This window comes from Komagataeibacter europaeus LMG 18890, from assembly GCF_000285295.1.
Classification (GTDB): Bacteria; Pseudomonadota; Alphaproteobacteria; order Acetobacterales; family Acetobacteraceae; genus Komagataeibacter; species Komagataeibacter europaeus.
The window spans coordinates 1-15,658 of record NZ_CADP01000072.1 but is presented as its reverse complement, the minus strand read 5'-3'; the positions used below and the strand labels follow the sequence as shown (position 1 = coordinate 15,658).

General features: G+C 58.5%; 13 protein-coding genes. 5 read left to right on the top strand and 8 right to left on the bottom strand.

Annotated features, from left to right (window positions below; all coding sequences use genetic code 11):
• Positions 1-16: 16 nt before the first annotated feature.
• The 4 genes from GEU01_RS24585 to GEU01_RS15660 all read right to left on the bottom strand — a co-directional run bounded on the left by GEU01_RS24585 (position 17) and on the right by GEU01_RS15660 (position 5,242).
• Positions 17-965 (bottom strand): IS630 family transposase gene (locus GEU01_RS24585; protein ID WP_240906627.1). Its coding sequence is split into 2 segments (ribosomal slippage): positions 17-626 and positions 625-965, totalling 951 coding nucleotides; the frame shifts between segments, so codons are not numbered across the junction.
• Between the two features lie 83 nt (positions 966-1,048).
• The gene (locus tag GEU01_RS15670) at positions 1,049-1,366 is read right to left on the bottom strand and encodes a hypothetical protein (RefSeq protein WP_019086824.1); all 318 of its coding nucleotides are present in this window, start codon (positions 1,364-1,366) and stop codon (positions 1,049-1,051) included.
• A gap of 417 nt (positions 1,367-1,783) precedes the next feature.
• Positions 1,784-3,238 (bottom strand): aldehyde dehydrogenase family protein, encoded by a 1,455-nt coding sequence (locus GEU01_RS15665; protein ID WP_026018791.1) that lies wholly within the window; start codon positions 3,236-3,238, stop codon positions 1,784-1,786.
• A gap of 3 nt (positions 3,239-3,241) precedes the next feature.
• Positions 3,242-5,242 carry an NAD(P)-binding protein gene (locus GEU01_RS15660; RefSeq protein ID WP_019086822.1) on the bottom strand — a complete coding sequence of 667 codons (2,001 nt, stop codon included), beginning with the start codon at positions 5,240-5,242 and terminating at the stop codon, positions 3,242-3,244.
• Positions 5,243-5,447: 205 nt separating this feature from the next.
• Here GEU01_RS15660 and GEU01_RS15655 point away from each other — a divergent pair, with 205 nt between their 5' ends.
• Positions 5,448-7,340 carry an NAD(P)/FAD-dependent oxidoreductase gene (locus GEU01_RS15655; protein WP_026018790.1) on the top strand — a complete coding sequence of 631 codons (1,893 nt, stop codon included), beginning with the start codon at positions 5,448-5,450 and terminating at the stop codon, positions 7,338-7,340.
• Between the two features lie 48 nt (positions 7,341-7,388).
• Here the strand turns inward: GEU01_RS15655 and GEU01_RS15650 are convergent, their stop codons facing one another.
• From GEU01_RS15650 to GEU01_RS15645, 3 genes are all read right to left on the bottom strand, one after another.
• On the bottom strand, positions 7,389-8,552 hold the full coding sequence (locus tag GEU01_RS15650; protein ID WP_019086820.1) for a lipase family protein: 1,164 nt from the start codon (positions 8,550-8,552) through the stop codon (positions 7,389-7,391).
• Positions 8,553-8,869: 317 nt separating this feature from the next.
• Positions 8,870-9,427 carry a methylamine dehydrogenase light chain gene (locus GEU01_RS24580; RefSeq protein WP_081499991.1) on the bottom strand — a complete coding sequence of 186 codons (558 nt, stop codon included), beginning with the start codon at positions 9,425-9,427 and terminating at the stop codon, positions 8,870-8,872.
• Positions 9,428-9,479: 52 nt separating this feature from the next.
• Positions 9,480-10,637, bottom strand: coding sequence for an amine dehydrogenase large subunit (locus GEU01_RS15645; protein ID WP_026018789.1), 1,158 nt, complete (start codon positions 10,635-10,637; stop codon positions 9,480-9,482).
• 336 nt (positions 10,638-10,973) lie between these two features.
• Here GEU01_RS15645 and GEU01_RS15640 point away from each other — a divergent pair, with 336 nt between their 5' ends.
• From GEU01_RS15640 to hutC, 4 genes are all read left to right on the top strand, one after another.
• Positions 10,974-12,128: a histidinol-phosphate transaminase gene (locus GEU01_RS15640; RefSeq protein ID WP_232272575.1), complete on the top strand. Its 1,155-nt coding sequence runs from the start codon at positions 10,974-10,976 to the stop codon at positions 12,126-12,128.
• On the top strand, positions 12,115-13,512 hold the full coding sequence (locus tag GEU01_RS15635) for an FAD-binding oxidoreductase (RefSeq protein ID WP_019086818.1): 1,398 nt from the start codon (positions 12,115-12,117) through the stop codon (positions 13,510-13,512). Before GEU01_RS15640 ends, GEU01_RS15635 begins: the two co-directional genes overlap by 14 nt.
• Positions 13,509-14,066, top strand: coding sequence for a HutD/Ves family protein (locus GEU01_RS15630; protein WP_019091024.1), 558 nt, complete (start codon positions 13,509-13,511; stop codon positions 14,064-14,066). Before GEU01_RS15635 ends, GEU01_RS15630 begins: the two co-directional genes overlap by 4 nt.
• 84 nt (positions 14,067-14,150) lie before the next feature.
• A complete protein-coding gene (gene hutC, locus GEU01_RS15625) occupies positions 14,151-14,876 on the top strand; it encodes a histidine utilization repressor (protein WP_019086815.1) in 726 nt (241 codons plus the stop codon).
• A gap of 9 nt (positions 14,877-14,885) precedes the next feature.
• Here hutC and GEU01_RS15620 read toward each other — a convergent pair.
• Positions 14,886-15,658, bottom strand: a 773-nt coding sequence (locus tag GEU01_RS15620) for an alpha-hydroxy acid oxidase (protein WP_026018788.1), incomplete at its 5' end; no start/stop codon positions are given.

The following is a 15,658-nucleotide window of genomic DNA, read 5'->3' as shown; positions in this document are numbered from 1 at the left end:
CTAGAGCATAATCCGATCAGTCTGGTTCATATCCAGCGGCGGTGAAGCACGCTGCGGCCTGGCGATGAGAGATATCGTCAATTGCTCCACAGACGGTATTTTGAAGAGCGTCGAGGGTTCGCGGTGCCACCCGTCTGATCCACGCCTTCATTTTGGCGAAGATGTTTTCGATCGGGTTGAAATCAGGACTGTAGGGCGGCAGGAACAACAACCTGGCGCCGACTGCCTCCACAGCCTCGCGGGCAGCGGCTCCTTTATGGGCGGGCAGATTGTCCAGAATGACGACGTCTCCCGGCGACAGGGTTGGAACGAGCACCTTGCGGGTATAGGCGGCAAACCATTCGCCGGTCATTGGGCCGTCCAGCATCATCGGTGCTGTCATGCCGGAGAGGCGCAGCCCGCCGATGAACGTCGTGGTTTTCCAGTGCCCGTGGGGCACGGACATCCGACAGCGCGTGCCCCGTTGTGACCGCCCCCGCAGGCGGGCCATCTTCGTTGAGACGGCTGTTTCGTCGATGAAGATCAGACGGGCCGGATCAAGGTCAGGCTGACTGTCAAACCAGGCCTCGCGCCGCTGTGCGACGTCGGGCCGTGTCTGCTCGCTGGCGTGCGCCGTTTTTTTTGATGGTCATGTCGTGACGGTCGAGACAGCGCCAGATCGTACTCGGCGCAAAGCGGACACCGTGTTCCGCTGCAAGTGTCTCCGCCAGTTCGACAAGGGAAATATCGGCCTTTGTTTCAATCGCGGCTAGCAGGAAGGCTGACCACGCTTCAATCCGGTGAGAACGGCGATCACCGCCCTGTTTAAGCGCATGGTCACGACCGCTGGCCTGCCACTCGGCAACCCAGCGGATAACGCTCGACGAAGACACACCAAAACGAACCGCCGCCGCACGACGGGTCATGCCAGAGGCAACAGCCGCAATCGTGCGGCGGCGAAGGTCAGCAGACAGGGCTCGGGTCATACGGGCCGGCCTCCATACCGGCACATAGTATGAATCAGATTTCGACCAGTATGGGAATCTTAAAATGAACCTATTAGATCAGATTATGCTCTAAAATCCGTGCGCCGGAACCATCGCCCACCTGCAAGGTTGCGGATATACAGATCCCCATCCCCCAGCGCCAGGTCCAATGGTTGCGTCGTATTGCCAAGGGAAAGACCACATATATCTTCCCACGCCACGGTTTTTCCTGCGATATGAGGTGCCCAGGGATAGCCGGATCTGTTGCGCATACCCGGCCATTTCCCGCATGGCAGGATCAGCGTGGCATTGTCTGGAACCGCGTCATAGGCAGCCAGGATCCGTGACTCATCATCAATACCGCCATCCAGTCTGGCACCCATGTCGCGCAGGTCATACATGTCCGCTATCCTGTGCGCAGGCGCAGCGTTTGCGTTATTGGCAGCCACGGTTATCAGACAGCAGAGCAGTAACCGAACATGAACCGTAAACCGCCTGCCGCTGTGCATTGATAAACCTCTCCACGAGAACAATGTGACAGCGCAGAAGGATATTCAGATAAGATTAATTTCTCTTTTAAAAATTCCGATCAGATCCGCCAAATGGCTGTTGAAACATCAGCCTTTGAAATATCCCGCAATCATTAGGCAGTTCGATGCCACTTTTAAAAAAAGAACCATTCAAAAATTTTTATTGTTTTTTATTATTTAATTATTTTGAAATGGCCTCCAAGACCCAATACAGCCAACTGGTGCCCGCCGCGCCATCTCCACTATGGAAACGACGCGTACGGGCCAGCCTGAACTGTTCAGTCCCGATTACGATGCTGTCCAGTATCCGAGGATCGCCTTGATTTCCATGAAATCACGCAGACCATACACACTGCATTCCCGCCCATTGCCAGATTGCCCATATCCGCCAAATGGTGCTGCAACGGTCCACGGGGCGCCATTGATGTTCACGTTGCCCGCGCGCAGGAAACGGGCCACATGCCGCGCATGGGACAGGTCACCTGACTGGATGTATGCCGCCAGACCATAGGGCGTGTCATTGGCGATCTGGATCGCATGTTCTTCGTTATCATAGGCCATTATGACCAGAACCGGCCCAAAAACCTCCTCCTGTGCAATGGCCATGTCAGACGTCACATTCCCGAATACGGTTGGGCGCACATAATACCCGCGCGTCAGGCACTCCGGCCGACCCGGCCCGCCACATACCAGCGTGGCCCCTTCATCCATCCCCTTTTGGATCAGCGTCTGGATGCGATCGAACTGGAGATGGCTGACCACCGGGCCCAGATCGATTTCCGGGTCCGTCGGGTCACCCACGCGAATGGTGGCAGCCGTCCGGCGGGCGATATCCAGTGCTTCTTCCATCCGGGCCGCAGGGACCAGCATGCGGGTTGGCGCATCGCAGGACTGGCCCGAATTGCTGAAGCATTTACGCACGCCCTGCGCCACGGCCTGTTCCAGATCGGCATCAGGCAGGATGATATTGGGCGATTTCCCGCCCAGTTCCTGATGAACGCGCTTGACCGTATCCGCCGCCAGACGCGCCACCGCCGCACCGGCACGGGTAGACCCGGTAATGGAGACCATGTCGACCAGCGGGGAACGGGCCATCGCCTCCCCCACTTCGGGACCGGTGCCGTTCAGCATGTTGTACACACCCGGTGGCAGACCAGCTTCATCAAGGATTTCGGTAAACAGCAGGGCGCTGAGGGGCGCAACTTCACTGGGTTTCAGGATAATGGTGCAACCCGCCGCAAGTGCCGGCGCAATCTTGCAGGCAATCTGGTTCATCGGCCAGTTCCACGGTGTAATCAGGCCGGTAACGCCTACCGCTTCATGGACGATCAGCATGTCATCGCGTCGTTCCTCAAACGGGAAGTCACGCAGTACCGTCACCATTTCTTCCAGATGCGCCATCCCCGCCCAGGCCTGGCTGTCATACGCACGGGTCAGGGGGCTGCCCATTTCCAGTGAAATGGCCTGGGCCATTTCCTTCATGCGCCTTTTATAGATCTCCACAATCCGTTCCAGCTCCGCCAGGCGGGTGGCGCGGTCGGACATGGACCATGCGGGAAACGCCGCCCGGGCGGCCTTGATCGCCCGTTCCGTATCCCGGGCATTGCCCAGTGTGATGCGGGCGCAGGGCTGCTCGGTTGCGGGATTGATGACATCCATCTGTTCCCGTCCGTCTGGCGTAACCCACTGCCCGTTACAATACATCTGGTGGGCGTGCGCGGAAATCGGGTTGTCGCCTGTCATGACTTACATTTTTCCTTCGTTGGTATGTGTATCAGCCGCATTGCCGGGCACGGTCGGGACAAACGGATACTGGCCCGCATCCAGCAGTTCCGTCACGGCACGGTGGGCTTCAAGAAAGGCCGCGTCGGTATGGGGACTGGCCGCCGCATCCGAATTGGCGATTGCAATGCGCCCGAACAGCTGCCTGCCCACCACGCAGGGGCGCGTTTGTGTTTCCGTAAACACCCATTCAGCCGGATCATACAGGCTGTTATAGGTATAGGCATAACCGTGCGGCCAGCGATTGACGGTTATGGCGGCAATATCACGGGTGGCGTCAAAGCCGCCTGCACCCAGCACGCGCTGCAACTGGTTGCGGATTTCATGCTCAAACGTCTCGAATGAAATGCCCAGCAGCATGCCACGCGCGGCCCGGTACTGTTCGCGCTTTGACAGACCCGGCACGCTGAACGTCTTGATCATGCGGATGACGATGGGACGATCAGGGTCGGATGGCAGGGAAAGTCCACCAAGGGCCGCGGGTTCGGCAAGCGAGATCTCATCAAAATACATCCCCGGACAACGGATTTCACTTACACCCAGTTTTTCAAATGCCCGCCAGTTGCGCAATGCCACATTCACGTAAACAATCGGTCCCTTGACGCCATAGGCAAGTGCTTTCTTCTGGGTCTCGGGCAGTGTTGGCACAAGGTAGGGAATGAACATGTTCCAGCATGCCATGACCACCTGTCGGGCCTGCACCTGATGATACTGCGTGGGGGACGCATCCCCCGCAGCCGTATACAGGACCGATACCTGCCGCGCCTGATCCGGGGCGCCGTCATGGGCAACATTCATGACCATGCTGCCCAGTCGCAGGCGTACATTGGACCTAGCCCGATCCAGCGCGGCATAATCGAACGTGGCGGTTGCCATGTCCTCCTGCGTGCGTGCCTTTGTCGCAGCCGGGATAAGGGAGGCGACCAGCAGGCGCGCAAGGGTTGCGTTGCCATCGGGGAAATGGACGCTATGCCCGCTTTCCTTCTGCCGCCCGTGCTGGCCGCCGGGCAGGTCGGCCAGAAGCCCCTCCGGCACATCCCCCAGTCCCAGCCCCGAAAACCCTGGCAGCCCCAGCGTCCAGGCGAACAGCGCGGGCAGCGTATCCGACCCGACACAGAAAACGCCGCTGCCCGCCTTGCGAAAGAACCACAGGATGGACGGATCGACCTTTGCCCAGTTGCTGAGGTAATCCGGGTACGAAATACTGGCGAGGAATTTCTTTTTTTCCGCAACCGAGCGGCTATGCAGGTAATCCGGCTGCCGCGCTGAAAGCAGGCGCATAAGGTCGGCACGTGCGTGGCGGCTGAGTGGCGCATGTTGCAGGGCATGGGCATTCAGGCAGTTTTCCGTCCCCACGGCGCTGCGCACCAGGGTATCGGCATGCCATGTTTCCTGATCAAAAAACAGGCCCGGTCCCATGCCATGGCTGGAATAAAGGGACTCGTTGGGCGCATTTTCCTTCAGGTAACGATCGAGATCGACACCGATATCATCCAGGATCATCCGTGCCCACTGGTTGTAGCGTTCCGGAGATTCAACCTCCAGCGTGCCACCGTTAAGCACCATGCGCGTGCCATCGACACTGAATTCGTTCCGCTTGGCATGTCCCCCGAAATCGTCATGGTTATCGATGATGAGGATCTTCTTGTCTGCGCCTGCATATTTGCGAAAAAAATGGGCCGCCGAAAGACCGCTCAGTCCACCGCCCACGATAACCAGGTCATAGACCTCACCCGTCTTTCGGATCCTGTGGGCCGGAACGGTTCCGTCACGCAGGGCATGTGCTGCCTCGAACGCACCGGGATGACTGCCACGCATGCCTGTCCGTGCCGGTGGGGCAACACCTGCCGTACCCGCTGCCCGCGCCTGCCCTTCCATCATGCCGGTCGCGCCACTGACCAGCACGCCATTGATAAAATCACGACGCGTAATCGCGGGCGTGGAAACCGTTGTTTTCCTTGACATCCGGAATAAGACCTTTTGAAACCAGAACGGAATGGTTTCGCAAAATAATCTTAATTCCCGATCCTGACCATGCCTTTTCGTTCCCGGTTGAAAACGTTACCCTTCCGGACGGAAAGCCGTACCATACGCGTTGTCGTGGCAGTTTATTCTGATATTGCAACATGGTGCGCATGAATAAGATATAACCCACACCCATGGACCCGGCATGACTGACAAATCTCCAGCCGATACACCCCGGATAACACGTCGCAACGTTATACAGGGCGTCATCGTGCCGATCATGGCGAACGCCATGCCACCCCGTGCACAGGCTGCCGCGCCCGACGCGGTTCCCCCGAAAGGCACGGCGGCATCCTACCCGCCGCTGCGGACCGGACTGCGCGGGCAGTATCCCGGTTCTTTCGAAGCCGCCCACGCGGCACGCGACGGACTGTTTGCCGGGCCGGTCACGGCAACGGACACAGGTGAACATTATGACCTGGTTGTCGTGGGGGCCGGCATATCCGGATTGTCGGCGGCGCTGTTCTACCAGCGCGCAATGGGGCCGGATGCCCGGATCCTGATCATCGACAACCATGATGATTTTGGCGGCCATGCCAAACGGAACGAGTTCCATTACGGCGGACAGACATATCTGGGCTACGGCGGGACGATGAGTATCGAAACCCCCTTTCCCTACAGCTATACCGCGACATCCCTGCTGATGGACCTTGGCATCCGGCCGGACAGCTATTCCGGTTATCTCAAGACCAGTCGCCTGAAAGGGCTGGAACCGGCTGTTTTTTATGATCGGGAAACGTTCGGCAGGGATCAGCTTGTTCCCGGTTACCATGATGGCAACTGGGCGCGGTTTTTCCACGATTCACCGCTGGATGATCAAACCCGGGCCGATCTTCTGCGCCTGCATACGCAAGCCATCAATTACCTGCCTGACATGACGCCGGATGCCCGCCAGGCCCTGCTGCGCACGATCAGTTACGAAACATTCCTGCGCCGTTATGCCCATATGTCGGACGGGGCCATCCGTTTCTTTGCAGGCAAGGCCTATCGCAACAATATGCGTGTGGACACCTGCCCCGCCTATGACGCGATGAAGGCGGAGGCACCCGGTTTCAACGGGATGGAGGTCACGCACGAAACACCGCATGAATCGGCTGTTTTCCATTTCCCCGACGGCAATGCCACCACTGCACGGCTGCTGGTCGGTCGGCTGGTGCCTTCATTTTTTGGCACGCCGCAAACGGCAGCGGGTGTCATCATGGCACAGGGAAATTATGCACGGCTGGACAGACCGGGTCCGGTACGGATCCGCCTGAACGGCATGGTCGTGCGCGTGGAACATACAGGCGACCCGGCCCGGCCGAATGATAACAGGCCCGTGCGGGTGGTGTATCAGAAACCGGATGGTACGGCCGATACACGTCACGCCGTCATGGCGGACAATGTCATCATGGCGTGCTTCAACAATATCATTCCGTTTATTGTGCCATCCCTGCCTGATGCACAAAAGGATGCGTTGAAATACCCGTCCAAGGTTCCAATGCAGTATAGCACCGTTCTGCTGCGTAATGGGCAGGCGCTGCGCCGATGCGCCGCCAGATCAATTTATGCACCCTGTTCCTATCATACCCGTCTGCTGGTGGACGAACCGGTGGATATTGGTGGATACACGACCAATCCTGCCCCCGATCGTCCGACCATGATCCACCTGCTACGCAATGCGAATGCACCGGGCCGGCCGCGCAAGGAACAGAACAGGCTGGGACGCCAGGAAATGCTGGCCATGACGTTTCCCGAAATCGAGGCAAAAACCCGTGACCAGCTTCAGCGCATGTTCGGATCACTGGGTTTCAACCATGAACACGATATTGTCGGGCTGACCGTGAACCGGTGGCCCCATGGCTATGCCTATACTTACGATACGCTGGGGGATCCGTACATGCCCGCAGCCCTGCGCCCCCATGTGATCGGACGGCAACCTTATGGACGGATCGCCATTGCCAATGCCGATTCCACTGCGGCAGCCTTTACCAATACCGCAATAGACGCAGCCGAACGCGCGGTGCAGGAGTGCCTCATCAGTCGCGGATATACCTGACAGGCCATAATCTGCCAGGTTTCCCGTCGTCATGCGTGGATGACAGTATCATTTCAGGCTGTCGCAGTTTTCCGGCGCCGGCCTGCCCGAAAACCTGTCCTTGATCCACGCAATCTGCATGGCGGTGGACTGGATCATGGTCGGGTCATGATCCAGTCGCGGTAATTCAGTGAAAGACAGCGGAATGTGATTGTGGCAGGCCGTACGCGCCGTCGCCCTGACCCCTTCCGGGGGCACTGTCACATCGCCACCACCGGTAATGACCAGAAGCGGCCCCTTGAGTGGCTGGCGCCCCACCGCGTCCTCATGGAACATGGACTGGACGAATTTGTTATCCAGCCAGCCCTTCCTTGTAATACTGTCAATGGACTGGCCGTCATACAGGGCGCTGGCAACGTACCAGCAGCCCTGCCTGACCGCGCCATCATAATGCGTCATGCCCGCATCATTCAGCATGAAACGCGGATCAAACTGCGGGTAACGGGCCTGAAGGCCATACGCCACCATGGGGGTGTAAAAACTTTCGCCCCCTTCTCCCGGTAACGGATGAACGAAATCTGGCATATTGATCGTGCCGGAAACCGATACCGTTCCCAGGTAGCCGGGATCGGCAATATCATGTTCCATTTCCCCGACACTCCATGACGCCATGCCGCCCTGGGAGTGCCCATCGGCGACCCACCTGCTTCCCAGTGCCGGTACGGCCGACCGTGCGGCCGCAACCGAATAGATGACATCATAACCCTGGGCCAGCTTGTTCATGTACTGGTGGGCGCCGGACGTGCCCAGCCCATGATAATCCGTTGCGACAACAGCAAGGCCATGTGCAGGAAAATCGAAAAGCCCTTCGTTCCCGTAATACAGGTTCTTCATCAGTGATGGCGCGCATTGTTGGGCGACACCACTGGTGCCGTGCGCCCATGCCACAACCGGCCACCCACCAGCCGGTACCGGTCCTGCCGGCACCAGCACGACAGCGGACGAGACGACATCATGCCGCGTGGCGTCCAGCGAATGATAAAGAATACGGTAGGCCTGCACACCCGGTGGCAAGGTATAATCCGTTGCCCGTTCCTGACGGATCAGTGCGCCCGGATATGTGGGGGCATTACCATCCTGCGGCGCCTGATAAAATGCTTCGTTTTCCAATGCATTCCGGGATTCCTTAAGCTGCGCCTGTTTCAGTTCACTGGCATGCGCATATGAAGGCACCGTGGCCCATGCCAGAAAGCCACAAGCAAAAAGAGTATTTCTTGAAATATTCGATAACATTATATAATTCTCTTTTCTTCCCATGAATTTATTTTTTTATAGACAACATTACCGGACATGGACGACTGGTGCCCGGAACGGCGGAAAGAACTGTATGCATGGTCAAACCGGCCATGCATGCTGCGTGAGGAACCACACGTCACGGGAAATACCGTATCATTCGGTAAATTCATTTTTTCTGTATTTGTACAGAAAAAATTAATGAAACACCGAATGAATACAGATCAATTCCGCTATTTATATATAAATTCCTGTATTTATTCCGCCTGCCCGACCAGTGCCGCTGTGGAGCAATGATAGACCGCAGACGATCCCCCAAAACACCAGATAATGTCATTATTGGCCTGGGGCCGATAAACAGGCAGCTCCCTGTCTTCAGTATTACAATGGCAATCGGGGGATGAATTACACAATGTGCGCCCACAGCAATCCCGATAGGCAATGACATAAGACCGGTTATCGACAGGATTACGGCAGGTCCCTATCCACGATACGGGGGATGGCTGTGTGCCGGGTGGGCAGGTATGCACGCCACCGCCACAACATCCGCACAGCACCCCGTCAATGGCGCAATGCCGCCAGTAATCACATTTTGTCGGATCCGTGGACTGGGCACGGCGGTCGAAATCCGAAACTGCGGCGGATTGCGGCGTCTGTGCAGCAGCAGCCTGTGCACGCTGAACGGGCAGAACTGGCAGGGAAGACGTCACCACCGCCGCACTTCCCGCCCTGGCGATCATGCTGCGACGGGAAATTCCCTGCGCCATTTTCCTTGTCAGCTTTTCACCCAGCTTATCAAAAAAAGATTCAGTCATGACCAGTATTTTCCAAACCAAGGGGAACAGTATGAATTAACGGAAAAGATTCTTACGGTGGCGTGAGGGTCATGGCGCCTGCGTCAATGTGGGTATTGCGCAGTGTCTTCCCATTCTGCAGGTCGATGACCATCAGGTTTCCGTTTTCCCCATTGGCGTACAGCAATGGTTTCTGGTCCTGGCTGACCGCCACCGCCTTGGCCGGTGCCGGCAGGTCGATGCGACGCACCAGACGATGGGCTTGCGTATCAAGTTCCCATACTTCGGTGCCTGCCGTCTTGTGGGTCCAGTATGTGCCCATGTGCATCAGGGCAAAGAGATGGTGGTTGTAATAGAACATGGCAAATGGCTGCGTACCGCCCGGACGCCACGCCAGTTCCTGCACCCCGGTTCCGGCAACGGGCTGGCCTGCCGCCTGCTGGATCGACCATGCGGTTTCGATAACCGGTTGCGGGCCCAGATGCGCCTTCATGACCTTGCCGCTATAGGTAATGAAATAGGCATCACCCTTCGCGCGTTCCGCCAGGCTCTGTTCATAGACCGGGTCGCCATCCGCGCTGAAAAACGGTTTTGAATGGGTAACAGTGGCCTTCCCGTCCGATCCAACCGCCACATTGGTCAGTGATCCGTCACCACACAGGCTGGAAAAGCCGCCGCCCTGCCATGGAAAGACCAGCGCGCAACCGGGAATATCGACCGTGCGGACCACCCTGAACGCGGACAGGTCAACAACCGTGACGGCGGAAGCCGGGCTGAGATCGAATATGAACCCGAACTTCCCATTGGCATCAACATCAAAATTCTGCTGCTTGCGCCCCACCAGCGCACGCGGCGGCAGGGCCAGTTCGCGCACGCGTTCCAGTGTGCGGGCATCGAACTGCTGCAGCATGTCATGCCGGTCCCCATGATCGACAAGCGACCATGATGTCTCGGTTATGTATATGCTCCGCCGGTCCGGTGTAATGACCGTATTGGCCAGTGGCGTTGCAGGCAGCGTGCCCAGAACGTGGCCGTTATCCCCGTCATAAAGGGTGATTGCGGTCGTTTTGGTATAGGGGAGGACCCAGTGCGCGCCCATTGCCGGAAGCTGGGCGACATCACTCTGTTCCGCCTGCAGGACGGGTGCCGGATCGGCGGCCCGCGCCAGACCCGGTGAGGAAACCACGACAGATGCGATCATGGCCGATACGCGCCGAAACCAACCTGTCATGCACTTCCTCCATCAAGATTTCTTACGGTATTAATATTATTGCGATATCACAATATATATAAGCCAGCATACCCGATATGACAAATCACGGCGTGACGCGCGCCGGAACCGCAGCGCAGCCAGAACGGGACGCACGTCCACGCCACGGATTCCGGTGTATGGACAGGGTTCGCCATACCTGTCCATTGCGCATGGGCCATGCCCTTCCGGGCGCCGTATCGCACATGTTATTGACCCGGTAATCGCGATGGCGGATGCTCGTTGCATATTTACAACAACAGTCATGGCCGCTATGTATATACAAGTAGATGCAATTTATTGAAAAAGGCTATCTCCATGGCAGCTTCTTCTTCCGTGCCTACCCGGTCAATATGCGTGCCCGCCCGTCCCGAAGTTGCCGCCCTGCCCGTCTATAACGCAGGCCTGTCGGAAGATGAGGTACGCCAGAAATACAACGCATCCCATATTTCAAAACTGGGCAGCAACGAAAACCCTTATGGCCCGTCCCCCGCCGCCCTGAAGCAGTGGGAGAATCTGACACGCCAGCTATTCCGCTATCCCGATGCAACGGCATCGACACTGCGCCATGCGCTGGCGCAGGCAACGGGCACGCCAGCGGACCACATCATGCTGGGCAATGGATCGGAACAGATCATACGCCTGATCTGCGAGGCCTATCTTTCCCCTGGCGACCGGGTCGTGACCGTGCTGCCGTCCTTCGGGCTGCATGTGATATGGCCTGAAATGATGGGCGCACGGGTCGATGCGGTTCCCATTACCGCCGAAGGTCAGTTCGACCTGCCGGCCATGAAGCGGGCGGTTCAGGCCGCCCCCTTGAAAATCCTCATGTTTTCCAATCCATCCAACCCGGTCGGCTGCATGATGAACGCAACCGACATGCTGGAACTGGTGGCATGCTGCCCGCAAGATACCCTGATTGTCATTGACGAGGCCTATTACGAATACGCCCTTGGCAGCCCGGATTATCCCGACGCCACGAAAATCCTGCCCCGGCAGGCACGGCCATGGCTGGTGCTGCGCACGTTTTCCAAGGCCTATGCCCTTGCCGGTCTGAGAATTGGCTACGCGCTGGCATCCGATACCAGCGTCATCGGCACCCTGAACAAGGTGCGTGATCCGTTCAACACCAACATGGCGGCACAGGACATGGCGCTGGCATGCCTGCATGACAGGACGCACATGCACGACAGCGTCGCAGCAACCGTGGCGGAACGCGCACGCTTCATGAATGAACTGACGCGACAGGGTTATGCCCCCGTGCCGTCGCATACCAACTTCATATTCCTTGACGTCGGTCAGAATGCTTCCGCCCTTGCGGAACGCCTGCTGCGGCATGGCGTCATCATCAAACCGTGGCGTGAAAAAGGATTCGAAACATGCCTTCGCGTCAGCGTTGGCCTGCCTGCGGATAATGACCGTTTCCTCCGTGCCCTCTCCATTGAAACGGGACAGACCGATGACAGCCATTGAGACCTTCATCGCACGCATCCAGCCCCTGGTGGGGAACAGGATTTCCACCAATGCGACGGTCCGGCAGCATCATGCGCATGGCGAAGGCTGGCAGTCCCCCGACCCGGCCGCACAGCCAGACGTGGTGGTGTTTGCCCGGACGACGGAAGAAGTCGCGGCCATCGTTTCTGCCTGTCATGACCTGTACCTGCCGGTCATTCCCTTTGGCGGGGGAACATCACTGGAAGGGCAGCTGACCGCGACGAAAGGCGGCGTCAGCCTTGACCTGTCGCAGATGAACGCCATTCCCGACATCCGCCCGCAGGATCTGAGCTGCCGGGTGCAGGCCGGGGTGACGCGCCAGCAGCTGAATGGCCTGCTGCGCAGCGACGGGCTGTTTTTTGCCGTGGACCCCGGTGGGGAAGCAACGCTGGGTGGCATGTGCGCCACCCGTGCGTCCGGCACGGGGGCCGTACGCTATGGCACGATGCGCGAGAACGTGCTGGGCCTGACCGCCGTGATGGCGGATGGCAAAATCATCCAGACGGGGGGCAATGTCCGCAAATCCGCGACCGGGTATGACCTGACCGGCCTGCTGATCGGATCGGAAGGCACGCTGGGCATCATTACGGAAATCCAGGCCCGCCTGCATCCGTTGCCTGAAACCATTCTGGGGGCGACCTGCCAGTTCAGCACACTGGCGGATGCCGTAGACACGGCCACCTCCATCATTCAGGCCGGCCTGCCCATCGGGCGGCTGGAACTGCTGGATGACGTGCAGATGGATGCCTGTATCAGATATTCATCACTGGAAGGATATCGTCCCCTGCCCACCCTGTTCTTTGAACTGCATGCATCCCCGGCATCGGTCACGGAACAGGCGGACCTGCTGCGCGAAATCACCGAATACCACAACGGGCTGTCATTCCGGGCATCCGCCAGCCCGGAGGAACGCACCCGGTTATGGAAAGCCCGTCATGACGCCTTCTGGGCCTGCATGGCCTACCGACAGGGGCACAAGGGCATGACTACCGACGCGGTCGTGCCGATTTCCGCCATGACCGACATGATTACACTGGCCAAGCAGGACATTGAGAAATCGGGTCTGGTCGCCCCCATTGTCGGCCATGTGGGGGACGGCAATTTCCATACCGTCATCCTGATCCCGCCAGAACCGGACGGATGGGCGCGCGCGCAGGCGCTTGATCACAAGATCATCCAGCGCGCCCTTGACCTTGGGGGTTCCATAAGCGGGGAACACGGCATTGGCATTGCCAAGCAGATGTTCATGCACAACCAGCACGGCAACGACGCGATTATGGTCATGCACGCAATCAAGCGGGCGCTGGACCCGCGCAATATCCTTAATCCCGGCATGCTGCTGCCCGCGGCAGTCAGCCCGTGACATTGCGGATATCTTCCATCCGGATACTGCCCGCCCGCCCATGGAAAAATGGGCAGGGCATAACCCGGCCCGTTACGGAATCTTCCGGCTGGCGGGTCAGTATCGCGACCATTGACCGGTCTTGTTCCTTTTCCGCCTATCCCGGCATGCAGCGCCAGCAGGCGCTGCTGTCCGGCGCCGGGCTGGAACTGATCCTGCCCACACGCGAATGCATGCGGCTGGAACGTGCGGGGGCGGTCCTGTCGTTTTCCGGCATGCTTCCCCTTACGTGCCGGTTGGATGAAGGTGCCGTTTCCGTACTGAACATCATGTTTGCGCCTGACAGGTTCCCCGACGCCGCGATCCGGTCGGTAACGACAACGTTCTTTCCCAATGCAGAGGCGGATGCCGTTATTGTTCCCGTGCGCGGTTCGTGGCGCGCAACCTGCGCCAGTAATGCGGTCCACCATGTTACGACAGGCGAAATCATGCATGGCAGGATACGGTATATTGCGCCCTTGCCCGGTCAGGACCAGCAATCCGCGTTGTGTTACGTTGCCTCATCATGTATGTAAGACTATGTTAAGATGACGCCTGATCATTTGTTTTCCATCCGGCGCCCCGCAGGCTGCCATAGACCATGAATTGAGTACTGTAATATGGCTACAGGTATTGCTGAAACTCAGGCAATCACGCGCTATGAACAGATCAAGCAGTATATCACGGCACGGATAAAGCGGGGAGAGTGGAAGGTGGGCCAGCGCCTGCCATCCGAAAGTGAACTGGTGGAAATTACCGGCGTATCGCGCATGACGGTACATCGCGCCCTGCGTGAACTGATGACGGAAGGAATGGTCACGCGCGCGCAGGGTGTCGGCACCTTCGTCGCCCGCCCTGCCCCACGCGCCGAACTGCTGCAGTTACATGATATTGCCGATGACATTATTGCCAGCGGCCATACCCACCGCTCCCGCGTCATCACGCTGGACACGGCGCGGGCCGATGTTGACCTGGCCATGTCGTTCGACCAGCGTCCGGGCAGCAAGCTGTTTCATTCCGTAATCGTGCATTATGAGGACGATACGCCCCTGCAGGTGGAAGAGCGTTATGTTTCACCACACTTTGCGCCGGATTACCTGAATCAGGATTTTTCCATCGCGCATCCACACCGGCACCTGTACCACATTGCCGGACCGGATGAAATCGAACACGTCATTTTCGCCATCACCCCGTCGCAGGAACTCCAGCACCTGCTGGAACTGGAAACGCCGGAAGCCTGTCTGCAACTGGTCCGCCGCACATGGGTGCAGGACAGGATCGTGATGAAAGGCATCTTCACCTACCCCGGCAGCCGGTACAGTCTGGGTGGCCGGCAGTATATGTAAGGAAAATGGTCAGGCCCGACGCAGCACCTGCTTCCGTTGGGCCACCAGTTCGGCCATATTGCGAACCCCGGCCAGTCCCATGACATCGCGCACTTCACCCGACAGGCCGGTTGTCAGGGCGTCCATGCCCTTCCGTCCGCCAGCCGCCAGCGCCCATGCCCACGGGCGGCCCAACGCCACCCCGGATGCACCCAGCGCCAGCGCGGTGACAATATCACCCCCCTGCCGCACGCCACTATCCAGCACGACCTCGCACCGATCCCCGACGGCTTCCACAATTTCCGGCAATACGGACAGTGTTGCTGGCGATGGGTCCATCTGCCGCCCACCGTGATTGGAGACAATCAGCGCATCCGCCCCGTTGTCCACGCACTGGCGGGCATCGGCCGCATCCATCACTCCCTTGACGATCAGCCTGCCACCCCATTCCTTACGGAGCCATGCCAGATCCTGCCATGTCAGGGAGGGATCGATTTCAGCCGCAGCATTGCGTGCTTCCTCCAACAAATTCCGGCCCATGCCATAAGGGGCGAGATTGCCGATGCGGGCTTTTCCTGCCGTCAGCATGCGTAGGCTCCATCCCGGCCTGCCAGCCATCGAAAGAAGCTGGGCAACCGAGGGACGCGTCATGCGCCGGAACCCGTTGCGGACATCACGCGCCCGCATGGGCGTAATGGCAGTATCCACCGTCAGGATGATGCCATCTATTCCGCATGCATGCGCACGACGCAGCATGTCATACCAACCGTTGATTGCTATAACCCATGAGCCCAATTGCGCAG

Coding starts and splice junctions, on each gene's coding strand:
- GEU01_RS15670 (WP_019086824.1), bottom strand. CDS start 1,366: ATGTATGACCTGCGCGACATGGGTGCCAGACTGGATGGCGGTATTGAT.
- GEU01_RS15635 (WP_019086818.1), top strand. CDS start 12,115: ATGACAGCCATTGAGACCTTCATCGCACGCATCCAGCCCCTGGTGGGG.
- GEU01_RS15660 (WP_019086822.1), bottom strand. CDS start 5,242: ATGTCAAGGAAAACAACGGTTTCCACGCCCGCGATTACGCGTCGTGAT.
- GEU01_RS24580 (WP_081499991.1), bottom strand. CDS start 9,427: ATGACTGAATCTTTTTTTGATAAGCTGGGTGAAAAGCTGACAAGGAAA.
- GEU01_RS15640 (WP_232272575.1), top strand. CDS start 10,974: ATGGCAGCTTCTTCTTCCGTGCCTACCCGGTCAATATGCGTGCCCGCC.
- GEU01_RS15665 (WP_026018791.1), bottom strand. CDS start 3,238: ATGACAGGCGACAACCCGATTTCCGCGCACGCCCACCAGATGTATTGT.
- GEU01_RS15655 (WP_026018790.1), top strand. CDS start 5,448: ATGACTGACAAATCTCCAGCCGATACACCCCGGATAACACGTCGCAAC.
- hutC (WP_019086815.1), top strand. CDS start 14,151: ATGGCTACAGGTATTGCTGAAACTCAGGCAATCACGCGCTATGAACAG.
- GEU01_RS15645 (WP_026018789.1), bottom strand. CDS start 10,637: ATGACAGGTTGGTTTCGGCGCGTATCGGCCATGATCGCATCTGTCGTG.